Consider the following 21,912-nt stretch of genomic DNA (forward strand, 5'->3'; position numbering starts at 1 on the left):
GCCGCTGGGGAGCGCTTCCCCGCGGTATCCCGCAAATCCCCCCCTCGTAAGGATCACGCGTGGGCGCTCTCGAGCCTGGTGAAGGGTTCCGCAACTCCTCGGCACCGGAGTCTGTCGGCGGTGCGCCGGAGTCTTCTGCGGGCCGTCGCTCCCAGCGGACCAGTCGTCGCCTCCCGCGCCGTGCCGCGCTCGGGCGCCGCTCCTTCACGGCCACCCTGCGGTCGCTCGAGGGGTTGGTCGATTCCGGCGCTCAGGTGTCGGTGCATGTCGTCGACCTCGACAATCATGTGCACGTGCTGGCCGGCGACGATCACGTGACCATGCCCGTCGCGGGGCTCGGCGTCGTCCCACTGCTGATCGAGGTGGCCGCCGGTTTCCAGAGCGGAGCGCTCGATCCGTTCGAGATCATCGAGCGGGACAGTGTCGAGGCCGTGGAGACCTCCGGCCTGTGGCGGCATCTGCACGCCCCGGCGCTGCCGCTCGAGGATCTGGCCGTGCTGGCCGCGACAGCCGGCGATCCGATCGCCGTGAACGCCCTGCTGCAGAAGGTCGGACATGACCGGGTGCGCGAGCGCATCGAGTCGCTCGGGCTGCGCCGTACGGCTCTGCTCGACCGGTTCCGTGACCGCCGCGGTCCGGACGACGCCCCGCAGGTCGCCGTGGGATCCGCTCGGGAGCTCGCCGGGCTGTTCTCGGCCCTGGTGAACTCGCAGGTCGTCGACGCCGCGGTCAGCGCGCAGGTGTCGGAGTGGCTGAGCCTGAACCAGGACCTGAGTCTGGTCGCGGCGTCCACCGGCCTCGACCCGTTCTCGCACGATCACGACGCGCACGGTCTGCTGTTCGTGAACAAGACCGGCCGCGATCGTGGTGTCCGCGCCGAGGCGGGAGTGCTGGCCGGACCCCGTGCCGGCGTCGCCTACTCGCTCATCGTCTGCTTCGACGACCTCTCCATCACGCACCGGCTGCGCGCGCACGACGCCTTCCGGGTGCTCGGCGTCGAGCTCATGGAGTACACGCACTGAGAGCGGTTCCGTGTCGTTGGCGTGGCCGATCCCGGACCGGCTGCGACCGCCGCGAGACGGCGACCCGGACCCGCGCACGATCTCCCGCTGACGGCGCGGGGAGCGGAACTCAGCCGGGCAGGGACGGATGCTGCTCGGAGCTGCGCTGCTTCGGGATGAAGAGCGACAGCACGACCGCGATGATGCCGGCGGCGATCGCGAGCCAGAAGCACACCTCGAACGCGGCGCGGGTCGGAACCGCGACACCGTCGACGTCGATGCTCATCGCCGCGAGCACGCCGCCCATCACGGCCGAGGCGCTCGAGGTGCCGACCGAGCGGAACAGGGCGTTCAGGCCGTTCGAGGCGCCGGTCTCGTTCGCCGGCACCGACCGCATGATGATCATGGGCATCGCGGCGAAGGTGAAGCCGATGCCGACTCCGATGAAGATGTTGGCGACGAAGATGTGCCACACCTCGGAAGACCACAGCAGCACGAACACGTAGGCGAGCACGATCGCGCCGGCGCCGACGGTGAACAGCGGCCGCGGTCCGACCGTGCGCTCGAGCCAGCCGGAGAGCGGTGAGATCACCATCATCACGAGGCCGGCGGGCATGATCACGAGGGACGCCGCGAGCATGTCGAGCCCGAAACCGGCGCCGCCGACCGCGGGCATCTCGAGCAGCTGCGGGAACGTCACGTTCGAGGCGAACAGTGCGAACCCCATGCCGATCGCGGCGATGTTGGTGAACAGCACGGCGGGGCGCGCCGCCACCCGCAGGTCGAGCAGCGGGTCCTTCGTGCGCAGCTGGTACCAGCCCCACACCAGCAGCACGGCCAGCCCGCCGATGATGCAGACCAGTGTGAGGGGTGAGGTCCAGCCCCACTGCGCACCCCGGGAGACGAAGAGCAAGATGCCGGTGAGGCCGATGGCCAGCCCGATGGCGCCGAGCACATCGAGGCGCCCGGGGGAGCGGAGCACATCCTCGGGGATCACGGCCAGCACGAGCAGCAGTCCGACGACGCCGAGCGCGGCCGCGAGCCAGAACAGCATGTGCCAGTCGGCGTTCTGGGCGAGGAGAGCGGCGACGGGCATGCCGATCGCGCCGCCGACGCCCATGGTCGCGCTCATCAGGGCGACCGCGGTGCCGAGCCGCTCGGTCGGCAGCACGTCGCGCATGATCGCGATGCCGAGGGGGACCACGCCCGTCACGGCGCCCTGGAGTGCGCGCCCGATGATCACGCCGATGATCGAGCCGGAGACCGCGGCGATCACCGAGCCGAGGATCAGGATCGCGAGCAGCACGATCACGACGCGGCGTTTGCCGTACATGTCGCCCAGTCGGCCGGAGATCGGCGTGGCGACCGCGGCCACCAGCAGCGTGATCGTGACGACCCAGGTGGTGTCCTCGCGGGACGCGTTCAGCAGTTGCGGCAGCTCGGCCTGCAACGGCACGACGAGCGTGAACATGAACGACGAGCAGAGCCCCGCGAAGGCGAGGACGGCGACGATCGCCCACTTCGGCGGGGTTCGGGAGAGGCGCTTCCTGGCTCTGTCGTCGTTCGCACCCACCGGCTCAGGCTATCGGCGATCCGACGGTGCGGGGTCGTCGGGCCCCTGACTAGCATGTGGTCATGGTCACGAGCAGCGTCGCTCCGGACGATCCCGCCGCCCACCGCGGCATCTCCCGGCGTACCCAGTCCGACATCTACCGCGCCGGCATCAGCGGCACGAGACCCGCGGTGCCGATCGACGCCGTCGCTCTGAAGGCCGCCGCCCGAAAGGCGCTGAGTACCGAGGCCTTCGCTTACATCGCCGGGGGTGCGGGCGCCGAGCGCACCATGACCGCCAACCGCCGGGCGTTCGACCGCTGGCAGGTGTGGCCGCGGCCGCTGCGCGACGTCTCGACCCGCGACCTCGGCGTGGACTTCCTCGGGAAGAGGCGTTCCACTCCGCTGCTGCTCGCCCCGCTCGGAGTGATGGAGATGGCGCACGCGGATGCGGATCTCGCGGTGGCCCGCGCAGCGGCATCCCTCGGTGTCCCGTACACGCTGTCGAACCAGGCGTCGTTCCCGATCGAGCAGGTGGCGCATGCCGCACCCGACGGCTCTCATCTGTTCCAGCTCTATTGGTCGGCGTCGGACGACCTCAACCGCTCGCTGCTCGCCCGCGCCGAGGCATCCGGGTGCGAGGCGATCGTCGTCACCCTCGACACGCACCTGCTCGGCTGGCGCACGCGCGACCTCGATCTCGCGTATCTGCCGTTCACGCGCGGAATGGGCATCGCGCAGTACACGAGCGATCCGGTGTTCCAGCAGCTGGTGCGGGAGCGCGCCGCCGCGCCGAAGGGCGATGCGCCGGGAGTCAGGGTCACCCCGAAGGCGGTGTCCGCCGCCCTCACCATCGCACGCAAGGGTGCGCCGCTCACCGGTGGCGGTTCGCTGCGCGACAACCTCCGCTCGCCGCTGCCGCGGGCCGCGGTCGAGACCTTCCTCGACGTGTTCTCCACGCCGGCGCTCACCTGGGGCGACCTGGCGAAGGCGCGCGAGTGGACGAACCTGCCGATCATCCTGAAGGGCATCGTGCATCCCGACGATGCCCAGGCCGCGCTGGACGCCGGCCTCGACGGCATCTGGGTCTCCAACCACGGCGGCCGCCAGATCGACCGGTCGGTGCCGACGCTCGACGTGTTGCCCGAGATCGCCGATCGCGTGGCAGGTCGCGTGCCGATCGTCTTCGACTCCGGGGTGCGCGGCGGCGCGGATGCCGTGATCGCCCTCGCGCTCGGCGCGACCGTCGTGGCTCTCGGACGCCCGTACGCCTATGGACTCGGCATCGCCGGGGAGACAGGGGTGCGCGAGGTCGTACGGAACGTGCTCGCCGAGCTCGACATCACGCTCGGCCTCGCCGGGCTGACGTCCGTGTCGCAGCTCGATCGCGACGCGCTGCGCCAGGTCTGATCGCGGTCCCGTTTCCGCGAACGGGCCCAGGAGGGGCAGACTGGGTGCGTGCGAACCATCCGCGATCTCGACACCGTTGAACTCATCCTCGACGCGCAGGGCCTGCTCGACTCCATCCGGGGCCCGCAGCGCGTGGTGGATGCCGGCACCCTGCGCGCCCTGCAGCAGTCGGGCAACTACGTCGTCGGCTTCTTCGACGGCGAGGGCGACGAGGAGCGCATGGTCGGCGCCTCCATCGCCTTCTTCGGCGAGCCCGCCCGACGTGCGATGCATTCGCACATCACGGCGCTGCTGCCGGAGTACCGCGGGCGCGGCTGGGGTCGCGAGCTCAAGGAGCACCAGCGTCAGTGGGCGTTCTCGCGCGACGTCGGGCGCATCACCTGGGTGTTCGACCCGCTCGTGGCGCGCAACGCGCACTTCTTCTTCTCGGTGCTGGGCGCCCGCGCCACCGGCTACTCCGTGAACCGCTACGGCATCTTCGGTGGCGGCGACGCGGGTGACGAGAGCGACCGCCTGGACGTCGAGTGGGCGCTCGCCGACATCGCCAAGCCCCCGGCCGACGACGCGGTGGTCGAGACCCTCGAGATCCCCGCCGACATCGAGGCGATGCGTGTCTCCGACCCGGCGGCCGCCCACGAGTGGCGGCTGCGCCTGCGTGCGCAGATGGAGGGGCTGCTCGGCAGCGGCCTGACCATCGCCGGCTACGACAACGCGCGCGGCTACCTCTTCACGGCCTGAGCCGGGCCGCCGGATCGCCGATGCGGGACGCGCTCAGCGCACCCCGCGCATGAGCTTCAACACGGGCTTGACGCTCAGCAGCAGCCCGATGCCGACGACGATGGCGATCCCCCCGAGGATCGAGAAGAAGGGCACCTCGTCGTCGGGGTTGTAGAACTGCACCAGCCAGCCGGAGATCGCCGTCCCCAGCGCGATCGACAGGAAGAACAGCGCGACCATCTGCGTGCGGAACACGCCAGGTGCGAGCTTCGTGGCGGCCGACAGGCCGACCGGCGAGATGAGCAGCTCCGCCACCGTGAACACGAAGAGGATCCCGACGATCGCGAGCAGCGGCGTGGAGTTCGCTCCGCCCCCTGCGAAGGGGAGGAAGAGCAGGAACGCCGATCCCATGATGATGGCCGCGAGTGCGAACTTCACCGGCGTCGAAGGTTGACGCTTTCCGAGCTTGGTCCAGATCGCGGCGAAGACACCGGACAGGATGATGATGAAGACCGGGTTGATCGACTGCACCCAGGAGACGGGCATCTCCCAGCCGAACAGGTTGCGGTTCAGACGCTGGTCGGAGTAGATCGTCAGCACCGTGAACTGCTGCTGATACAGCGACCAGAACGCGACGCTGGTGATGAACAGCGGCAGGAACGCCCACACCCGCGATCGTTCGGTGGCGTCGATGCGACGGCTGCCGAGGATCACGGAGAAGTAGGTGATCGCGGCGACGATCGTGACACCGATCACCAGGGTGGCGAGGTTGTCGGGGCGGATCACGCCGGTGAGCACCAGGACCGCGATGAGCACGATCGCGGCGGCCGCGATGAGTCCGACCAGCGGATAACGGGACTTCGGGAGGGGGTTCGGCACCTCCCGCGCCGAGGCGGGCAGCGCCTTGCGGCCGAACGAGTACTGGATGAGCCCGAGTGTCATCCCGATGGCCGCAAGTCCGAAGCCGTAGTGGAAGCCGAGCGAGGACTGCAGGATGCCGGTGAGGATCGGGCCCAGGAAAGCGCCGAGGTTGATGCCCAGGTAGAACAGCGAGAAGCCGGCATCCCGTCGCGGGTCGTCGGCGCTGTAGAGGCTGCCGACGACCGATGTGGCGTTCGCCTTGAGTCCGCCGGATCCGAGTGCCACGAGTACGAGGCCGACGCCGACGCCGACCGCCCCGGGCAGCAACGCCAGGGCGAGGTGGCCCGCCACGATCACCATCGCGCTGACGAACAGCACGCGCTCTGCGCCGAACAGGCGGTCGGCGAGCCAGGCCCCGAGGATCGTCGAGAGGTAGACCGACCCTCCGTACGCGCCCACGATGCCGCCCGCAACAGCCTTGGGGATGCCGAGGCCGCCCTCGGTCACCTCGAAGTAGAGGTAGATGAGCAGGATGCCCTGCATGCCGTAGAAGCTGAACCGCTCCCACATCTCCACGCCGAAGATGTGCACGAGCGCCCAGGGTTGGCCGAAGAAGCGGGTGTCTTCGTCGCGGGTCCGCCGAGTGCGCGCAGAAGTGCTCATCCCAGGACGGTACTCCGCGGTGGGCCGAGGGACCAGGTCCCGCGCGGGACGACGGATAGAATGAGGTGCCCGTGTTCACGGGTCTTCTCCCGCATCCGACCATTGGAGCCACCATGGCCGAACAGTCCCGCCTCGACAAGGTCATCGCCCTCGCCCGCCACCGCGGGTTCGTGTTCCAAGCGGGTGAGATCTACGGCGGTTCTCGATCGGCCTGGGACTACGGGCCCCTCGGTACGGAGCTCAAGGAGAACATCCGCCGCCAGTGGTGGCAGACCTTCGTCCGCGGCCGCGGCGACATGGTCGGCCTCGACTCCAGCATCATCCTCCCCAAGCGCGTGTGGGAGGCGTCGGGTCACGTCGCCACGTTCACCGATCCGCTGGTCGAGTGCCTGCAGTGCCACAAGCGCTTCCGCGCCGACAACCTCATCGAGGACTTCGAGGCGCGCAAGGGCCGCAAGGCCGAGAACGGTCTCGCCGACATCCCCTGCCCGAACTGCGGCACCAAGGGGCAGTACACCGAGCCCAAGGCGTTCTCCGGTCTGGTGAAGACGTACCTCGGGGTCGTCGACGACGAGTCGGGCCTGTACTTCCTGCGCCCCGAGACGGCGCAGGGCATCTTCGTGAACTTCTCGAACGTGCTCACCGCGAGCCGCAAGAAGCCGCCGTTCGGCATCGGCCAGGTCGGCAAGGCGTTCCGCAACGAGATCACCCCCGGCAACTTCATCTTCCGCACCCGCGAGTTCGAGCAGATGGAGATCGAGTTCTTCACGCCCCCGGCCGAGGCGCAGGAGTGGTTCGAGCACTGGGTCGAGGCCTGCTGGAACTGGTTCATCGATCTCGGCATCGACCCCGAGAACATGCGTCAGTTCGACGTGCCCGAAGACGACCGCGCGCACTACTCGGCCGGCACGATCGACGTCGAGTACAAGTTCGGCTTCGCGGGCAAGGAGTGGGGCGAGCTCATGGGCGTCGCCAACCGCACCGACTACGACCTCTCCAGCCACAGCGAGGCGTCGGGCCAGAGCCTGACGTACTTCGACCAGGCCACCGGGGAGCGCTACACCCCGTACGTGATCGAGCCGTCGTTCGGTCTCACCCGCGCCATGATGGCGTTCCTCGTCGACGCGTACCGCGAGGAGCAGGTGCCCAACGCCAAGGGCGGCACCGACGTGCGCACGGTGCTCAAGCTCGACCCGCGCCTCGCCCCGGTCAAGGCCGCCGTGCTGCCGCTGTCGCGCAACGAGAAGCTGTCGCCGCTCGCCCGCGAGGTCGCCGACACGCTCCGCAGCTCCTGGGCCGTCGACTTCGACGACGCCGGCGCGATCGGTCGCCGCTACCGTCGCCAGGACGAGATCGGCACCCCGTTCTGCGTCACGGTCGACTTCGACTCGCTCGACGACCGTGCCGTCACGGTGCGCGACCGCGACACCATGGCGCAGGAGCGCGTCTCGATCGACGAGCTGCACGCGTACCTCGCGGAGCGTCTGCGCGGCGCCTGAGGTTCCCGCGATCAAGACCCCGTCGGCCCGAGTGGCCGGCGGGGTCTTTCATGCGCTCCCGGCGACCGCCCGCGCATACCGCTCGGAGAGCAGCTGCAGCCGCGGGAGCAGCTCGGGCGGACTCTCGACCGTGAAGTCCATCATCAGCATCCCGATGTAGGCGGCGACGGTGTCGAGGCTGTCCGCACCCGTGACGAGGATGCAGTGCTCGTCGTCGACCGGTTCGACCACGCCGACCGCGGCATGGATCCGGTCGAGCACGGCCTCGGCGGGTGCGTCGATCCGCAGTCGGGCGTGCACCTTCCAGCCGCTCACCGCGATGGTCCGCATCGCGAACGCCGTGTAGTCGCCGCCGGGGAGCGGCTGCGGATCGAAGCGCCGATGGGTCGGCATCCGCAGGTCCATCCAGTCGACGCGGTAGGTTCCCCACTCGTCTGTCTGCGGATCGCGGGCCACGAGGTACCACCGGCGCACCCACGTGAGCAGTCGGTACGGCTCGACCAGCACGGTCGCGCCCTCGTAGTCGAAGCGCAGCCATTCCTCGTTGCGGATCGCGCTCGCGATGGCCTGCAGTGCGGCGGCGTCGACCTCGGGGTCCGGGGCGTCGGTGTCGTTGTTCTCGGGGGCGCGGTCGACGCTCGAGCGGAGGGCGTCGACCGTGGGGCGCAGATGCGACGGCAACACCTGCTCGAGCTTGGCGAGTGCCCTGGCGCCCGACTCGGCGATGCCCGTGATCCCGGCCGCCGCGCGGAGTCCGACGGTGACGGCCACCGCCTCCTCGTCGTCGAGCAGCAGGGGCGGCAGCTTTCCTCCTGCACCGAGCCGGTAGCCGCCGACGGATCCGCGCGTGGCGTCGACGGGATAGCCGAGGTCGCGCAGTCGCTCGATGTCGTGTCGGACAGTGCGCGTCGAGACGCCGAGACGCGACGCGAGGTCGCTTCCGGAGCGCTCCGGACCGGTCTGCAAGAGCGCCAGCAACGCGAGCAGACGAGCGGTCGGGTCGGCCATCGGAACTCCTCGAAAGTGATCTGTTTATTAGGAACGAATCCAACCTAATGCCCTTCTACCTTCGAGATATGGAAAACATGACGCTCGCCTTCCGCCCCTTCACCGTCTCGGCCTCCGCCGCCGAGGTCGCCGATCTTCAGGATCGCCTCGCCCGCACCCGTCTTCCGCAGCCGTCGCCGACGGACGACTGGGATGCCGGCACCCCCAACTCCTACCTGCGCGAGGCCGTCGCCGCCTGGCGAGACTTCGACTGGGCTGCGGCCCAGGAGCGGATCAACGCCGTCCCGCACTTCACGACCGAGATCGACGGCCAGACCATCCACTTCCTCCACGTGCGCTCGGCCCATCCGGGCGCGACGCCGTTGCTGCTCGCCCACACCTATCCCGGTTCCTCGGTCGACTACCTCGACCTGATCGACCGGCTCGTCGACCCGGTGGCTCACGGCGGTCGAGCCGAAGACGCCTTCGACGTCGTGATCCCGGATGCTCCCGGCTACGGCTTCTCGCAGCCTCTGGCCTCGACGGGCTGGACGGTCGGTCGGGTCGCCGCGGCGTACGACCGCCTCATGCGCGGGCTCGGCTACGACAGCTACGGCATCCACGGCTCCGACAACGGCGCGATGGTGGCCCGTGAGCTGGGTTTGCTCGAGCCCGCAGGCTTCCTCGGACTCCACGTGCTGCAGCTGTTCTCGTTCCCCTCGGGCGACCCGGCGGAGTTCGAGAAGCTCGAGCCCGCGGACTACGCCGGCCTCGAGCACATGCAGTGGTTCCAGTCCGTCGGCGGCTACAACACGATGAACGCCTCGCGCCCGCAGACGGTGTCGGTGGGGCTCAGCGACTCCCCGGTCGGGCTGCTCGCCTACAGCGAGCTGTTCAACTCGTTCGGCAACGGCACGTCGCTCGTGCCGCTCGAGAAGATCCTGCTCGAGGTCAGCGTGAACTGGTTCGCGAACGCGGCCTCGGGCATGAGCCGCAGCTACCTGGAGAACGCCAGGGCGGATGCCGCGGCAGAGGGCGCCGATCCGCGGATCAATGCCGCACGGACCGGGGTCGCCGTGTTCGCGGACGACTTCCAGACGATCCGGGTCTTCGCCGAGCGCGACAACACGAACATCGTGCACTGGAGCCGCTTCGACGAGGGCGGACACTTCGCCGCCCTGGAGCGTCCGGACCTGCTGGCCGACGACATCCGCGCATTCTTCTCAGCGCAGGCCTGATCCCGCACACTGCAGACCCGTCCGTGCCGCTGCCGCACGGGCGGGTCTCGCGTGTCAACCGGTGACGGTGAGCTGCACCTCGGGGGTGCCGCCGGCTTCGACCCACGCCAGCGAGCGTTCGAGGATGCCGCGCAGCACGTCGAGGTCGACCTGCTCCAGGTCCTTGATGTACAGGCATCCGACGCCCGTGGTGTGCGGGCCGAGCTCGGCGAGTGCCTCGGTGTGGGCACCGACGCCGTCGAAGAGGTAGATCGTGGTCGCGGCCTTGCGGGGTGCGAAGCCGAGCAGTCCGCTGTCGCCCTCGGTGCCGGTCGGGTAGCGGTAGTGGCACGAACCGAAGCCGATGATGGTGCCCCAGGTCTGCGGCTCGCGGCCGGTGATCTCCTGCATGAGTGCGGTCAGCGTTTCGGCGTCCCGGCGGCGGACGGCGGGGGAGGAGCGGGCGATGAGTCCCGCGACATCATCGCCCGTGGGCTTCACTTCGGAGCCTTCGCCGCGGCCTTCATGGCCTTCTTGTGCTCGCGCACCTTCGTGAGCGACTCGGGAGAGACGATGTCGGCGACGCTGCGGTACGAGCCGTCTTCGCCGTAGGGAGCGGATGCCTCGCGCCAGCCCTCGCCCGTGAAGCCGTACTGCTTGCCCAGCAGAGCCAGGAAGATCTTCGCCTTCTGTTCGCCGAATCCGGGAAGGGCTTTCAGGCGCTTCAGCACCTCGGGGCCGTCCGGGTCGCCCTCGGTCCAGAGGGCGGCGGCGTCGCCGTCCCAGTCATCGACGAGCGTCTGGCACAGCGTCTGCACGCGCGTCGCCATCGACCCGGGGAAGCGGTGCACGGCCGGGGTCTGCCGGAAAGCCTCGAGGAACTCGTCGGGAGCCATGTGCGCGATGGTCGCGGCATCCGCCGCTCCGGTGCGCTGCTCGATCTTGAGCGGACCGGCGAACGCGGTCTCCATGGGGACCTGCTGATCCAGCAGCATCCCCACCAGCAGGGCGAGCGGATTGTCGGTCAGCAGCTCGTCGGCGGCGGTGTCTCCGGTGATGTGAAGGGCCATGCCTCCAGTGTCGCACCCTGCGGTCGAGGCACGCATCGATCGGCCGATCGCGCGTGCTTCGGCCATTCGGGCGCGAAACGGCCGAGGGAAGTGCAGAAGGCCGAAGGGAGCGCGAGCGCGGGTCAGGCGGTGGCTGCGCCGTCCGCGGCAGACGCGTCGGCCTCGGGCGCGATGCCGTACAGGGCGGCGAGCGCCGCGGTGAACTCGTCGGCGCGGCCGGCGGCGGCGAGCTCGTGAGCGCGCACGGTCGGCGTGTGCAGGAGCACGCCCGAGAGGTGACGCAGAGCCTGTTCCACCTTGCCGTCCTCATCGCCGCGCGCACGGGCACGGTCGATCTCGCGCTCGAGCAGCTCGAAGATGTGCGAGCGCAGGGCCACGACCGACGGGGTCACGCTCTGGCGGGAACCCACCACATGGAAGGTCTCCGCGGCTTCACGGACGACGCTGCGTGCGGCATCCGTCGCCTGCAGCTCTTCGAGTGGCGCGTGCAGGCGGATGGTCTCGAGGTCGAGCAGGGCGACACCCTCGAGGGCGGCGACGGCGGGGTCGACGTTGCGCGGCATGCCGAGGTCGACCACGAGCCGACTGTGGGCGCCGACCGGGCAGCCCGCGGCGACGGCGGCGACCGGGAGCTGCAGGTGCTCCGGGCCGAGAACGGGCTCCGTCGCCGTGGTGCAGGTGATCAGCAGGCTCGAGTGCGCGGCGGTGCGGGCGTACTCGTCGGCGGCGACCGGACGGATGCCGTGCTTCGCGGCGAACACCGCGGCGCGGCCGGAGGGGGAGTACACCGAGATGTCGACGGCGCCGCGCTCACGCAGCGTGGCGAGGGTGACCGCCGCGTAGGCGCCGGTGCCGACCAGCAGCACCCGCTCGGCGGACCAATCCGCGATGCGGCTGTCGGCCAACTCCAGTGCGAGGCGCACGAGAGAGCGGCCGGCGCGGCCGAGGGCGGTGACGTTCTTGACCTTGCGCTGCGCCTGGCTGGCGCGCTGGAAGAGGCGCTCGAGCTCGGGCGAGGTGGTGCCGTCCTTGCGGGCGGACTTCAGAGCGCGGCGCACCTGACCGGCGATCTCGCCCTCGCCGGAGACGACGGATTCGAGACCGGAGGCGACCGAGAAGAGGTGCTCGGCGACGCGGCGGCCCGAGTGCACGGTGTAGGCGCCGTCGAGTTCTGCGGCGGGGATGCCGGTGGCGGATTCGACCGCTTCGATGACCGCTTCGACCCCGATGGCGCCGGCCGCGGTGAGCGGTTCGTCCATTTCCACGTACGCCTCGAACCGGTTGCACGTCGCGAGGACCACGGCACCCTGCACGCACGGCGTCATACCCACGATGGTGGGAGCGACGTCGTCGGGGGTGCGGCTCAGGCGTTCGAGCAATTCGAAGGAGGCGGTCTTGTGACTCGCCGTCACACACAGCAGCACAGATCGATTGTACCGGAGAGCGTGGCGACCGGGATTCGACCGGGCGAACTCGGCGGCCGCATAAGGGCGGAATGGGAGGATGGGGGCATGGCCCTCTCCGATGCTCCGCTCCTGCGCGCCCTCGCAGGCTCCCGCCCCGCCCACGCTCCGGTGTGGTTCATGCGGCAGGCCGGCAGGTCGCTCCCGGAGTACCGCGACCTGCGGGTCGGGACGCGGATGCTCGACGCCTGTCTCACCCCCGACCTCGCCGCTGAGATCACGCTGCAGCCGGTACGCCGCCACGGTGTCGACGCGGCCGTCTTCTTCAGTGACATCGTCATCCCGCTGCGCCTCGCCGGGGTCGACGTCGAGATCGAGCCGGGGCGTGGGCCGGTGTTCGCGAACCCGGTGCGCACCGCATCCGACGTCGATCGCATCACGGCCATCGATCCCGACGGCCTCGACGGCACGGCGATCGCGGAGGCCGTGCGCCTCGTCACGGCCGAACTCGGCGACACCCCGCTGATCGGCTTCGCGGGCGCTCCCTTCACTCTCGCGGCCTACCTCGTCGAGGGCGGCCCCTCCAAGGAGCACCTGCGTGCACGGGCGATGATGCACTCCGACCCTGACTCGTGGAACCGTCTCGCGGGATGGCTCGCGAAGGTCTCGCGCCGCTTCCTCGAGACCCAGCGCGATGCCGGGGCATCCGTCGTGCAGCTCTTCGACAGCTGGGCCGGCTCGCTGAGCACGGCGGACTACCGCGCGTTCGTCGCCCCGCACTCCCGCGCGGCACTCGACGGCATCGGCCTGCCGACCATCCACTTCGGCGTCGGCACGGGGCCGTTCCTCGCCGACATGCGCCTCGACGGCATCGCCGACGGCGTCGGGGTCGACTGGCGTCAGCCGCTGGATGAGGCCGCCGCGATCCTCGGCCCGGATGTCACGGTGCAGGGCAACATCGACCCCGCTCTTCTCTCCGCCCCCTGGTCGGTGCTGGAGGCGCACGTGCGCGACGTGATCGCGCGCGGCCGCGCGGCCCGGGCACATATCCTCAACCTCGGCCACGGCGTCCCGCCCGAGACCGACCCCGACCAGCTCACCCGCATCGTCGAGCTCGCGCACACCGTCTGACGCTCAGGCCGAGACGGCCCGATGGGAGAATTGACCGCATGACCTCTGAGCCGTCTTCCGCCGAGCCGTCCGACCTCGCCGCCCGCGCGGCGGAGAAGCACGTCGTCGTCATCGGCGGCGGCATCGGCGGACTCGTCGCCGCGCGCGAGTGCGCCAAGGTCGGCATGCAGGTGACGCTGCTCGAGGCCGGCGACGAACTGGGTGGCGCGATCCGCCGGATCGAGCTCGACGGAGTCGTCGTGGACGCCGGCGCCGAGAGCTACGCGACCAGGGGCGGCCTGGTGCGGGCACTGGTCGAGGAGCTGGGGCTGGCCGACCGTATCGTCGCCCCTCGGCCGGGCGGTGCATGGCTCGCCGGCATCCCGGGTGTGGGTGCGGCGCCGCTGCCGGTCGGCGGCATCCTCGGCATCCCCGCGAACCCCTTTCAGGACGACGTCCGTCGCATCCTCGGCTGGTCCGGTGTCTGGCGCGCCTACCTCGACCGGGTGCGTCCCCCGCTCACGATCGGCCACCAGCTGAGTCTGGGGAAGCTGGTCTCCTCGCGGATGGGGCCGAAGGTGCGGGACCGCCTCGTCGCTCCCGTGACGACCGGCGTCTACTCCGCATCTCCCGACGACGTCGACATCGACATCGCGGCTCCCGGTCTCAACGCCGCGCTCACCCGCGTCGGGTCGCTTTCCGGTGCGGTGCAATCTCTTCGGGACGATGCCGCAGCGAAGGCCGGCGTCGCCGCGGCGGCGAAGACCCCCGGCGGTGCGGTCGAGGGGCTGTCCGGCGGCATGAGCGGGCTCGTCGATGCGCTGGCCGACGACCTGATCCGTCTCGGCGCCGAGGTGAGCACCGGAGTGCGGGTGCGCGGCATCCGGAAGACGGCGAAGGGGTGGGACGTCGAGACCGAGGCCGTGCCGATGGTCGCCCCGGCGGCCGCAGAAGAGGCTGATGCAGTGGTCGCCGAACTGCACGCGGCCGAGGTGGTCGAGGCCGAGCCCGTGATCGAGGAGATCGCCGCCGACGCGGTCATCGTCGCCACGCCCGAGGCCGCCGCCCGCGCGCTCCTCTCCGCTGCGGTGCCGGCGCTGAAGAAGGCCGAGGCCGCCGCGTCGCCCGAGATCGAGATCGTCACGCTCCTGCTCGACGCCCCCGCGCTGGATGCCGCGCCGCGCGGCACCGGCGTGCTCACGGTGCCCGACAGCCACACGGCCAAGGCACTCACGCACTCGACTGCGAAGTGGGCCTGGGTGCGGGAAGCCGCAGGTCGGCGACACCTCGTCCGGGTGTCGTTCGGAGCGCAGGGGGAGCCCGCCGCGACGGCGGCGCTGAGCGACGAGGCCGCCGCCGATCTCGCGCGGACCGAAGCCGCCACGATGCTCGGGGTCGCGCTCGCCCCCGAAGCCGTGATCGCCGCCCACCGCGGTCGGTTCGTGCAGTCGCAGCCCGCGTCGATCATCGGCTCCGGCGAACGGCGCGCAGCGGCACGCGCGGCGGTCCAGGCCGTCCCCGGCATCGCCGCGGTGGGAGCCTGGCTCGCCGGCACGGGCCTCGCACAGGTGATCCCGGATGCGCGCGACGAGGCCGACCGCCTGCGCCGCGCCCTGTTGTGGGAGTGAGTGCGCGCTCTGTGTCAACCCTCTGACCCATAGATGCCGAAATCGGCATACGGGGCTACGCTGGGAGCCTGGTCGCGGGGAGCGGAAGCCTGCGGGCCATCCAAGCCGGGCGAAGCAGGCCGGACAACCGGAACTAGGTGAGGAGACCCCATGAAGGGGAAGATCGGACTCGTCGTCGGACTCGGCGTGGGCTACGTCCTCGGCACCCGTGCCGGACGTGAGCGCTATGAGCAGATCAAGACGCAGTGGCTGAAGGTGTGGGAACTCGATCCCGTGCAGGAGCAGGTCTCCAAGGTCAAGGGCTTCGTCGGTGACAAGGCTGCCGCCGTGCCGGGCGCCCTCTGGACCGGCGTGGTGAAGGTTGCCAAGTCGGTGACGGGCAACGGCACACCCGGACAGCGGCTCGACTCCGCCATCGCCACCGGCCGCGAGGCGGCGGAAGACCTGGCCGAGGCCACCGAGGAGGCCGTCGAGGCCGCGAAGGCGACCGCCAAGACGAGCAAGCCCGCGTCGAAGCCGGCCGCGTCGAAGTCCACTGCCTCCAAGTCCACGGCCTCCAAGTCCACTGCCTCGAAGTCCGCACCCAAGAAGACCGGCGCCTGACATGCCCCGCGGATACCGAGATCGTGCCGACGACAGTCTGCTGACCCTCCTCGGGGATCTTCCGGAACTCGTCACGAATCTGGTCAAGGCCGAGATCGACGCCGCCAAGGCGTGGGTCTCGCGCACCTCGAAGGATGCCGGCATCGGTTCCGTGTGGTTCGTCGTCGCGCTGTTCTTCCTGTTCTGGGCCGTGCCGGTGATCCTCGTGTTCGCGATCGCGGGGCTGTCGTCCTGGTGGCCGGTGTGGCTGTCGGCGATCGTCGTGTTCGGCATCCTGATCCTCGCCGTGCTGCTGTTCGCGCTGCTGGGCATCCTGAAGTTCCGCAAGGTTCTCCGCCGTCAGAACCCGGCGCAGGCCGTGGCCGAAGACATCCGACTCGTGAAGGAGGCCGGCGATGACGAATTCTGAGTCCCTGCCGCGCACCGTCGTCCCCGCAGGCATCGTCGACCCGGTGACCTCCGCTCGAGCCGAGCTGAAGGCGGCGCTGGCCGCCATCGAGGTGAAGGGGAACATCCCCCGCCGTGTCGAGAAGGCATCGACCCGCGCTGCGGCGAAGGCCCGGGTCTTCGCCGACCGCAATCCGCTCGGCGCGATCGCCGCGACCGTCGGCATCGCAGCCGTCGTGGGGGGCGCGGTCTGGGCTATCGCGCGCGCCATTTCACGCTGACGACCGCATTCCAGGATGCCGCTGATTCCCCCGGTCGGGGGGATTAGCGGCTCCTGCGCAAACGAGGCAGACTGGGGAGCATGATGTCCGAAGAGCGCGATGAGAACCCGTCCGGCTTCACCCTCTGGGCCGTCTGGCGACGAAACCCCGACGTTCCCGTGACGGAGACCGAGTCGACCGAGCTCGAGACGATCGTCTCCTACGTCGAGGACTCCGGCGTGACCGTCCGCGGCTTCTACGACGTCTCCGGCCTCAAGGCCGACGCCGATCTCATGGTCTGGCTGCACGGCGAGACCGCCGAGGAGCTGCAGAAGGCGCTGCGTCGCCTGCGCCGCACCGAACTGCTCCGCCCGCTCCTCCCGGTGTGGAACGTCATGGGCGTGCACCGCGACGCCGAGTTCAACCGCGCCCACGTGCCCGGCTTCCTCCGCGGGGTCGAGCCGAAGGACTGGCTGTGCCTCTACCCGTTCGTGCGCACGCCGGAGTGGTACCTGGCCCCCGAGGAGGAGCGTCGCAAGATGCTTGCCGACCATGGCCGCAAGGGCGCTGCGTTCACCGGCGTCCTCGCCAACACGGTCGCCTCGTTCGCGCTCGGCGACTACGAGTGGCTGCTGCCCCTGGAGGCCGACGAGCTCACCGACCTCGTCGACCTGATGCGCGACCTCCGCTACACCGACGCCCGCCTGTACGTGAAGGAGGAGGTGCCCTTCTACACGGGGCGCAGACTCCGGTTCGACGAGATCGCGGACGTTCTGCAGTAAGCGCCATGAGCACCCCCATCCGTCTGGGCACCCGTCGCAGCGCGCTCGCGCAGGCGCAGTCCGGTCATGTCGCCACGGCCCTCGAGAAGCTCTCGGGTCGCCGGGTCGAGCTCGTCCCGATCACCAGCGAGGGTGACACCAACCGCGCCTCGCTCTCCGAGATCGGCGGCCAGGGCATCTTCGCCACGCGACTTCGCGAGGCCCTGCTCGCCGGGGAGTGCGACTTCCTGGTGCACTCCCTGAAGGATCTGCCGACGGCGATCCCCGACGGCCTCGTGATCGCGGCGACCCCGAAGCGGGAGGATCCGCGTGACGTGGTGCTCACCCGTGACGGCATCCCGCTGCACGAGCTGCGCTCCGGGAGCACGGTCGGCACCGGCTCGCCGCGCCGCATCGCCCAGGTGCGCAGGCGGGCGCCGGGCGCCGAAGTCGTCGACATCCGCGGCAACGTCGACTCCCGGCTGGCGCGGGTCTCCACCGGGGAGCTCGACGCGGTGATCCTCGCCGCGGCAGGGCTCTCGAGGCTCGGGGCGGAGTCTCCGCTGCGTCGCGAGGAGCTCGGTCTCGCCGAGTGGCCGACCGCGCCGGGCCAGGGTTCTCTCGCCGTCGAAACACGGGAGGACGCGCCGGAGGAGTTGCGCGCGGCGCTCGCCGGTCTCGACGACCTCGACACCCGACTCGCCATCACGGTGGAGCGCGCGATCCTCGAAGGACTCGACGCGGGATGCCAGGCGCCGATGGCCGCTCACGCCGTGGTCGACGGGTCCTCGATCCGTGTCAGGACCGTCGTCTACGCCGTCGACGGCGGGCGCCGGATCGGCCTCGACGTCACCGAAGACCTGAACGGGGAGTATATTCGTCGGAACGGCAGTGGCAATGGAGCGGATGCTGCCGATGGTGCAGACCCGGTGCACGCAGCGCGCGAGCTCGGGTTCACTGTTGCCCGTCGGCTGCTCGATCAAGGGGCGGCCGGCCTCGTACCCCGAGAGCAATAAACCCTCATGACCACTTCCGAAATCAAGCAGGACCGACCGCTGGACGGCTGGCGCATTCTTGTGCCGCGTGGCGGGCCGTGGGGCGACAGCGTCGCCGCGAGCCTGCGCGCACTGGGCGCGGTGCCCGTCGTCGCGCCGCTCATCAACTTCGCGCCGACCACCGATCAGGCGACGCTCGACACCGCGCTGGCGCAGCTGGCCGCGGGCGAGTTCGACTGGCTGACCGTCACGAGCGCCACGACCGTCGATGTGCTCTTCGCGCATCGAGCGGTCATCCCTCGGTCGACGAAGATCGCTGCCGTGGGCGAGACCACCGCGGCCGCCCTGCAGGCGGTCGGCTACGAGGTCACGCTGGTGCCCGAGCAGGACAACTCGGCCGAGGGCATGGCGCAGCAGCTCATCGCTCTCGAACAGGAGCCGCGCCGCATCCTCGCTCTCCGCAGCGAGATCGCGAAGCCCGTGCTCAGCCTGCTCCTCTCGGAGGCGGGTCACGACGTGCACGGCGTGGTCGCCTACCGCACGGTGGGTGTCCCGGTGACCGAGCGCATCCGCCGCGACGTCGAGAACGGCCGGATCAACGCGATCCTCATCACGAGCGGCTCCGTCGCCGAGCAGGTGCGCGAGCAGTTCCCGGAGATCCCCGACGAGACGCTGCTCGCCGCCATCGGTCCACGGACCGCGAACGATGCGCAGCGTGCGGGCCTCCCGGTGTCGGTGGTCGCCGACCGGCAGACCATCGATGCGCTGATCGATGCGGTCTCGCACTTCACACTTCCGCACGCGGCCGACGAGTTCGCGCCGTGAGCTACCCCGATGTCCGACTGAGACGCCTGCGTCAGTCGCGGGCCGTGCGTGATCTCGTGCGCGAGACCTCGCTGCAGCCCCGACAGCTCGTCCTGCCCCTCTTCGTCCGCGAAGGCATCGCGGAGCCGGTGCAGATCGGTTCGATGCCCGGGGTCGCCCAGCACTCGATCGACTCGCTGCGTGCTGCCGCCGTCGAGGCGGCGGAGGCCGGCGTCGGCGGCGTGATGCTGTTCGGTGTGCCGTCGGTTCGCGACGCTCGCGGGTCCGGAGCAGACGATCCGCGCGGCATCCTGAACGTCGCGACCGAAGCGCTGGCCGCCGAGGTCGGCGACGCGCTCGTCGTGCAGACCGACCTGTGCCTCGACGAATTCACCGATCACGGCCACTGCGGCGTGCTCGCGGCCGACGGTTCCGTGGACAACGACGCGACGCTCGAGCGCTACGCCTCGATGGCTCTCGCCCAGGCCCGTGCCGGATCCCAGCTGCTCGGACTGTCGGGGATGATGGACGGCCAGGTCGCGGTGATCCGCGCGGCGCTCGACGCCGAGGGCTTCACCGACACGCTCCTCCTCGCCTACGCCGCCAAGTACGCGAGCGCCTTCTACGGCCCCTTCCGCGAGGCCGTGGATTCTCAGCTCCAGGGTGACCGTCGCACGTACCAGCTCGATCCGGGCAACCGGCGCGAGGGCGTCCGCGAGGCCGTCGTCGACGAGGCCGAGGGCGCGGACATCGTCATGGTGAAGCCGGCGATGGCCTTCCTCGACGTGCTGCGCGAGGTGCGCGACACCGTGAGCATCCCGGTCTGGGCGTACCAGGTGTCCGGCGAGTACGCGATGATCGAGGCCGCCGGCGCGAACGGCTGGATCGACCGCCGGGCCGCCGTGCTCGAATCCCTGCTCTCCATCCGCCGCGCGGGTGCCGATGCCGTGCTGACCTACTGGGCGACCGAGGCCGCCGGCTGGCTGCGCGACTGATACCTCCGAGGATCTCTCATGACCGACCGCAATGACGACCTGTTCTCCGCTGCCCGCGCGGTGATCCCGGGTGGGGTCAACTCGCCCGTGCGCGCCTACGGCTCGGTGGGAGGCACGCCGCGATTCCTCGCTTCGGCGAAGGGCGCCACCGTGACGGATGCCGCGGGGCGCGAGTATGTCGACCTCGTCGCCTCCTGGGGCCCCGCTCTCCTCGGGCACGCGCACCCGGAGATCGTCGCTGCGGTGCAGGAAGCCGCGGCTCGAGGACTCTCGTTCGGCGCCCCGACCGAGGGTGAGGTCGAGCTCGCGGCGCTCATCGCCGACCGTGTCCGCTTCGGGGAGACCCGTCCGATCGAACGTGTGCGTCTGGTGTCCACCGGCACCGAGGCGACCATGACGGCGATCCGTCTCGCCCGCGGTGCGACCGGTCGCGACCTGCTCGTGAAGTTCGCCGGGCACTACCACGGTCACTCCGACGGGCTTCTCGCGGAGGCGGGTTCCGGTGTCGCGACGCTGGCGCTCCCCGGTTCGGCCGGTGTCCCTGCGCCGATCGCCGCGCAGACCCTGGTGATCGGTTACAACGACCCCGAGGCGCTGGCCGCGGTGTTCGCCGAGCATGGCCCGCGCATCGCCGCGGTGATCGTCGAGGCGTCGGCAGCGAACATGGGAGTCGTCGCCCCCCTGCCCGGCTTCAACCGCCTGATCGCGGAGACCGCGCACGCACATGGTGCCCTCATGATCCTCGACGAGGTGCTCACGGGCTTCCGCGTGCACCCGGCGGGGTTCTGGGGTCTGCAGGCGGCGGCGGGCGAGGACTATCTGCCCGACATCTTCACGTTCGGCAAGGTCGTCGGCGGAGGCATGCCCCTGGCCGCGCTCGGCGGTCGCGCCGAGGTCATGGACCTGCTCGCACCTCTCGGCCCGGTCTACCAGGCGGGAACCCTGTCGGGGAACCCGCTGTCGGTCGCTGCGGGCCTGGCGACGTTGCGACTCGCGACCCCCGAGGTGTACGCCACGGTGGATGCGGCATCCGCCCGGGTGTCGGCCGCCCTCGATGCCGCCCTCACGTCGGCCGGCGTCACGCATGCCGTGGCCCGAGCCGGCAACCTGTTCAGCGCGTCGTTCCGTGCGTCCGAGCCGAGGAACTACGCCGAGGCGCAGGCGCAGGAGTCGTTCCGCTACGCCCCGTTCTTCCACTCCCTGCGGGAGCAGGGCGTCGCTCTACCGCCGAGTGTCTTCGAGGCCTGGTTCCTCACGGCCGCGCACGGCGAGCGGGAGCTCCAGCTCATCGAAGGGGCACTCCCGGCTGCCGCCGATGCCGCGGCTGCTGCGCGCCCCTGACCCGATTCCGGCGAACCGGCCGCGAGAAACCGCGACGGATGGTGGCAATCGACAAGGGATCGTTGCGTTCCTGTGAGCAACTTCCAGACAACTGGCAGGGCCGCGCTGGCAGACTGAGTGCATGGTGACGTTGCTGCTGGACCAGACGCAACTCGAAGTCGTGCTCTCGCCGCTCGAACGGGCCGCCACCTTCCACCGTGAGAACGTCCGCATCGCGCGCGACACCATCACCAAGGTCCAGCTCACGGATGACGCGTGGACGTGGCTGCGGGGCGTCCCGAACCCCGGCACGCACATCCCCGGCATCCTCGCCGCCGGCAGTTGGAAGGCGGCCGGCAGCCTGGACTTCGTGCTGATCCGCAAGCGTCGCCCGAGCGTCGTGATCGACCTCGAGGGCGACGAGCAGTACCGCCGCCTGATCCTGACCACGCGGCACGGGCTCGCGCTCACTCAGGCGTTGCGCCTCGATGTGTCCGCGGAGCCGGCAGACGTCGAGGAGATCGTCGCGACCTCGCCCACCGCCGTCCCGAAGGGCAGCCGTCGGCCGGTCATCCGCCCCCGACCTGCCTGACGGCGTCGACGGCTGCGGTCGCCCCTGACCGAACAGAGGAACGCCCTCCGCGACCATGTGGTCGGGAGGGCGTTCTCG

At 70.4% G+C, this 21,912-nt stretch carries 22 protein-coding genes; 16 read left to right on the forward strand and 6 right to left on the reverse strand.

Going from position 1 to position 21,912, the window contains the following annotated elements; translation table 11 throughout:
- Window positions 1-59: 59 nt before the first annotated feature.
- Window positions 60-1,022 (forward strand): serine hydrolase, encoded by a 963-nt coding sequence (locus ACIOTO_RS09340; RefSeq protein ID WP_029261249.1) that lies wholly within the window; start codon window positions 60-62, stop codon window positions 1,020-1,022.
- A 109-nt stretch (window positions 1,023-1,131) separates the two neighbouring features.
- Here ACIOTO_RS09340 and ACIOTO_RS09345 read toward each other — a convergent pair whose 3' ends face one another.
- Window positions 1,132-2,574, reverse strand: coding sequence for an MFS transporter (locus ACIOTO_RS09345; RefSeq protein WP_029261248.1), 1,443 nt, complete (start codon window positions 2,572-2,574; stop codon window positions 1,132-1,134).
- 62 nt (window positions 2,575-2,636) lie between these two features.
- Here ACIOTO_RS09345 and ACIOTO_RS09350 point away from each other — a divergent pair, with 62 nt between their 5' ends.
- Window positions 2,637-3,962 (forward strand): alpha-hydroxy-acid oxidizing protein, encoded by a 1,326-nt coding sequence (locus tag ACIOTO_RS09350; protein WP_400857566.1) that lies wholly within the window; start codon window positions 2,637-2,639, stop codon window positions 3,960-3,962.
- A gap of 48 nt (window positions 3,963-4,010) precedes the next feature.
- Window positions 4,011-4,700 (forward strand): GNAT family N-acetyltransferase, encoded by a 690-nt coding sequence (locus tag ACIOTO_RS09355; protein ID WP_029261247.1) that lies wholly within the window; start codon window positions 4,011-4,013, stop codon window positions 4,698-4,700.
- Between the two features lie 33 nt (window positions 4,701-4,733).
- On the opposite strand, the gene ACIOTO_RS09360 is transcribed toward ACIOTO_RS09355, so the two are convergent.
- Window positions 4,734-6,203 carry a peptide MFS transporter gene (locus ACIOTO_RS09360; RefSeq protein WP_400857568.1) on the reverse strand — a complete coding sequence of 490 codons (1,470 nt, stop codon included), beginning with the start codon at window positions 6,201-6,203 and terminating at the stop codon, window positions 4,734-4,736.
- A gap of 113 nt (window positions 6,204-6,316) precedes the next feature.
- On the opposite strand from ACIOTO_RS09360, the gene ACIOTO_RS09365 reads away from it, so the two are divergent.
- On the forward strand, window positions 6,317-7,702 hold the full coding sequence (locus tag ACIOTO_RS09365; RefSeq protein WP_029261245.1) for a glycine--tRNA ligase: 1,386 nt from the start codon (window positions 6,317-6,319) through the stop codon (window positions 7,700-7,702).
- Between the two features lie 48 nt (window positions 7,703-7,750).
- Here the strand turns inward: ACIOTO_RS09365 and ACIOTO_RS09370 are convergent, their stop codons facing one another.
- A complete protein-coding gene (locus ACIOTO_RS09370) occupies window positions 7,751-8,710 on the reverse strand; it encodes a helix-turn-helix transcriptional regulator (protein ID WP_400857572.1) in 960 nt (319 codons plus the stop codon).
- A gap of 68 nt (window positions 8,711-8,778) precedes the next feature.
- Here ACIOTO_RS09370 and ACIOTO_RS09375 point away from each other — a divergent pair, with 68 nt between their 5' ends.
- Window positions 8,779-9,927 carry an epoxide hydrolase family protein gene (locus tag ACIOTO_RS09375; protein ID WP_400857573.1) on the forward strand — a complete coding sequence of 383 codons (1,149 nt, stop codon included), beginning with the start codon at window positions 8,779-8,781 and terminating at the stop codon, window positions 9,925-9,927.
- Window positions 9,928-9,981: 54 nt separating this feature from the next.
- On the opposite strand, the gene ACIOTO_RS09380 is transcribed toward ACIOTO_RS09375, so the two are convergent.
- The 3 genes from ACIOTO_RS09380 to ACIOTO_RS09390 all read right to left on the reverse strand — a co-directional run bounded on the left by ACIOTO_RS09380 (window position 9,982) and on the right by ACIOTO_RS09390 (window position 12,400).
- Window positions 9,982-10,407 carry a DUF1801 domain-containing protein gene (locus ACIOTO_RS09380; protein ID WP_400857574.1) on the reverse strand — a complete coding sequence of 142 codons (426 nt, stop codon included), beginning with the start codon at window positions 10,405-10,407 and terminating at the stop codon, window positions 9,982-9,984.
- Complete coding sequence (locus ACIOTO_RS09385) at window positions 10,404-10,976, reverse strand: HhH-GPD-type base excision DNA repair protein (RefSeq protein ID WP_400857575.1); 573 nt, start codon at window positions 10,974-10,976, stop codon at window positions 10,404-10,406. The genes ACIOTO_RS09380 and ACIOTO_RS09385 overlap by 4 nt, the downstream gene beginning before the upstream one ends.
- 122 nt (window positions 10,977-11,098) lie before the next feature.
- Window positions 11,099-12,400: a glutamyl-tRNA reductase gene (locus ACIOTO_RS09390; RefSeq protein ID WP_400857576.1), complete on the reverse strand. Its 1,302-nt coding sequence runs from the start codon at window positions 12,398-12,400 to the stop codon at window positions 11,099-11,101.
- Between the two features lie 87 nt (window positions 12,401-12,487).
- On the opposite strand from ACIOTO_RS09390, the gene hemE reads away from it, so the two are divergent.
- The 11 genes from hemE (at window position 12,488) to ACIOTO_RS09445 (ending at window position 21,834) form a co-directional block, all read left to right on the forward strand.
- Window positions 12,488-13,510 carry a uroporphyrinogen decarboxylase gene (gene hemE / locus ACIOTO_RS09395; RefSeq protein WP_400857577.1) on the forward strand — a complete coding sequence of 341 codons (1,023 nt, stop codon included), beginning with the start codon at window positions 12,488-12,490 and terminating at the stop codon, window positions 13,508-13,510.
- Between the two features lie 38 nt (window positions 13,511-13,548).
- Window positions 13,549-15,117 (forward strand): protoporphyrinogen/coproporphyrinogen oxidase, encoded by a 1,569-nt coding sequence (locus ACIOTO_RS09400; protein WP_400857578.1) that lies wholly within the window; start codon window positions 13,549-13,551, stop codon window positions 15,115-15,117.
- Between the two features lie 150 nt (window positions 15,118-15,267).
- Window positions 15,268-15,720, forward strand: coding sequence for a hypothetical protein (locus tag ACIOTO_RS09405; RefSeq protein ID WP_029261237.1), 453 nt, complete (start codon window positions 15,268-15,270; stop codon window positions 15,718-15,720).
- Between the two features lies 1 nt (window position 15,721).
- The gene (locus ACIOTO_RS09410) at window positions 15,722-16,129 is read left to right on the forward strand and encodes a phage holin family protein (protein ID WP_029261236.1); all 408 of its coding nucleotides are present in this window, start codon (window positions 15,722-15,724) and stop codon (window positions 16,127-16,129) included.
- The gene (locus ACIOTO_RS09415; RefSeq protein WP_029261235.1) at window positions 16,116-16,388 is read left to right on the forward strand and encodes a hypothetical protein; all 273 of its coding nucleotides are present in this window, start codon (window positions 16,116-16,118) and stop codon (window positions 16,386-16,388) included. The genes ACIOTO_RS09410 and ACIOTO_RS09415 overlap by 14 nt, the downstream gene beginning before the upstream one ends.
- Window positions 16,389-16,468: 80 nt before the next feature.
- Complete coding sequence (hemQ, locus tag ACIOTO_RS09420; protein WP_029261234.1) at window positions 16,469-17,149, forward strand: hydrogen peroxide-dependent heme synthase; 681 nt, start codon at window positions 16,469-16,471, stop codon at window positions 17,147-17,149.
- Window positions 17,150-17,154: 5 nt separating this feature from the next.
- On the forward strand, window positions 17,155-18,144 hold the full coding sequence (gene hemC, locus ACIOTO_RS09425) for a hydroxymethylbilane synthase (protein ID WP_400857579.1): 990 nt from the start codon (window positions 17,155-17,157) through the stop codon (window positions 18,142-18,144).
- 6 nt (window positions 18,145-18,150) lie between these two features.
- The gene (locus tag ACIOTO_RS09430; protein ID WP_029261232.1) at window positions 18,151-18,948 is read left to right on the forward strand and encodes a uroporphyrinogen-III synthase; all 798 of its coding nucleotides are present in this window, start codon (window positions 18,151-18,153) and stop codon (window positions 18,946-18,948) included.
- Window positions 18,945-19,922, forward strand: a complete 978-nt coding sequence (hemB, locus tag ACIOTO_RS09435) for a porphobilinogen synthase (protein WP_029261231.1) — start codon at window positions 18,945-18,947, stop codon at window positions 19,920-19,922. Before ACIOTO_RS09430 ends, hemB begins: the two co-directional genes overlap by 4 nt.
- An 18-nt stretch (window positions 19,923-19,940) precedes the next feature.
- The gene (locus ACIOTO_RS09440; RefSeq protein WP_400857581.1) at window positions 19,941-21,263 is read left to right on the forward strand and encodes a glutamate-1-semialdehyde 2,1-aminomutase; all 1,323 of its coding nucleotides are present in this window, start codon (window positions 19,941-19,943) and stop codon (window positions 21,261-21,263) included.
- A 121-nt stretch (window positions 21,264-21,384) separates the two neighbouring features.
- Window positions 21,385-21,834: a hypothetical protein gene (locus ACIOTO_RS09445; RefSeq protein ID WP_400857582.1), complete on the forward strand. Its 450-nt coding sequence runs from the start codon at window positions 21,385-21,387 to the stop codon at window positions 21,832-21,834.
- The last annotated feature ends 78 nt before the right edge of the window (window positions 21,835-21,912 follow it).

The sequence above is a fragment of the Microbacterium sp. NPDC087592 genome (assembly GCF_044743585.1).
Classification (GTDB): domain Bacteria; phylum Actinomycetota; class Actinomycetes; order Actinomycetales; family Microbacteriaceae; genus Microbacterium.

Excerpts from the sequence above, each read along its gene's own strand:
- ACIOTO_RS09350 (WP_400857566.1), top strand. The coding sequence starts at position 2,637 with ATGGTCACGAGCAGCGTCGCTCCGGACGATCCCGCCGCCCACCGCGGC.
- ACIOTO_RS09360 (WP_400857568.1), bottom strand. The coding sequence starts at position 6,203 with ATGAGCACTTCTGCGCGCACTCGGCGGACCCGCGACGAAGACACCCGC.
- ACIOTO_RS09365 (WP_029261245.1), top strand. The coding sequence starts at position 6,317 with ATGGCCGAACAGTCCCGCCTCGACAAGGTCATCGCCCTCGCCCGCCAC.
- ACIOTO_RS09370 (WP_400857572.1), bottom strand. The coding sequence starts at position 8,710 with ATGGCCGACCCGACCGCTCGTCTGCTCGCGTTGCTGGCGCTCTTGCAG.
- ACIOTO_RS09375 (WP_400857573.1), top strand. The coding sequence starts at position 8,779 with ATGGAAAACATGACGCTCGCCTTCCGCCCCTTCACCGTCTCGGCCTCC.
- ACIOTO_RS09385 (WP_400857575.1), bottom strand. The coding sequence starts at position 10,976 with ATGGCCCTTCACATCACCGGAGACACCGCCGCCGACGAGCTGCTGACC.
- hemE (WP_400857577.1), top strand. The coding sequence starts at position 12,488 with ATGGCCCTCTCCGATGCTCCGCTCCTGCGCGCCCTCGCAGGCTCCCGC.
- ACIOTO_RS09400 (WP_400857578.1), top strand. The coding sequence starts at position 13,549 with ATGACCTCTGAGCCGTCTTCCGCCGAGCCGTCCGACCTCGCCGCCCGC.
- ACIOTO_RS09405 (WP_029261237.1), top strand. The coding sequence starts at position 15,268 with ATGAAGGGGAAGATCGGACTCGTCGTCGGACTCGGCGTGGGCTACGTC.
- ACIOTO_RS09410 (WP_029261236.1), top strand. The coding sequence starts at position 15,722 with ATGCCCCGCGGATACCGAGATCGTGCCGACGACAGTCTGCTGACCCTC.
- ACIOTO_RS09415 (WP_029261235.1), top strand. The coding sequence starts at position 16,116 with ATGACGAATTCTGAGTCCCTGCCGCGCACCGTCGTCCCCGCAGGCATC.
- hemQ (WP_029261234.1), top strand. The coding sequence starts at position 16,469 with ATGATGTCCGAAGAGCGCGATGAGAACCCGTCCGGCTTCACCCTCTGG.
- hemC (WP_400857579.1), top strand. The coding sequence starts at position 17,155 with ATGAGCACCCCCATCCGTCTGGGCACCCGTCGCAGCGCGCTCGCGCAG.
- ACIOTO_RS09430 (WP_029261232.1), top strand. The coding sequence starts at position 18,151 with ATGACCACTTCCGAAATCAAGCAGGACCGACCGCTGGACGGCTGGCGC.
- ACIOTO_RS09440 (WP_400857581.1), top strand. The coding sequence starts at position 19,941 with ATGACCGACCGCAATGACGACCTGTTCTCCGCTGCCCGCGCGGTGATC.
- ACIOTO_RS09445 (WP_400857582.1), top strand. The coding sequence starts at position 21,385 with ATGGTGACGTTGCTGCTGGACCAGACGCAACTCGAAGTCGTGCTCTCG.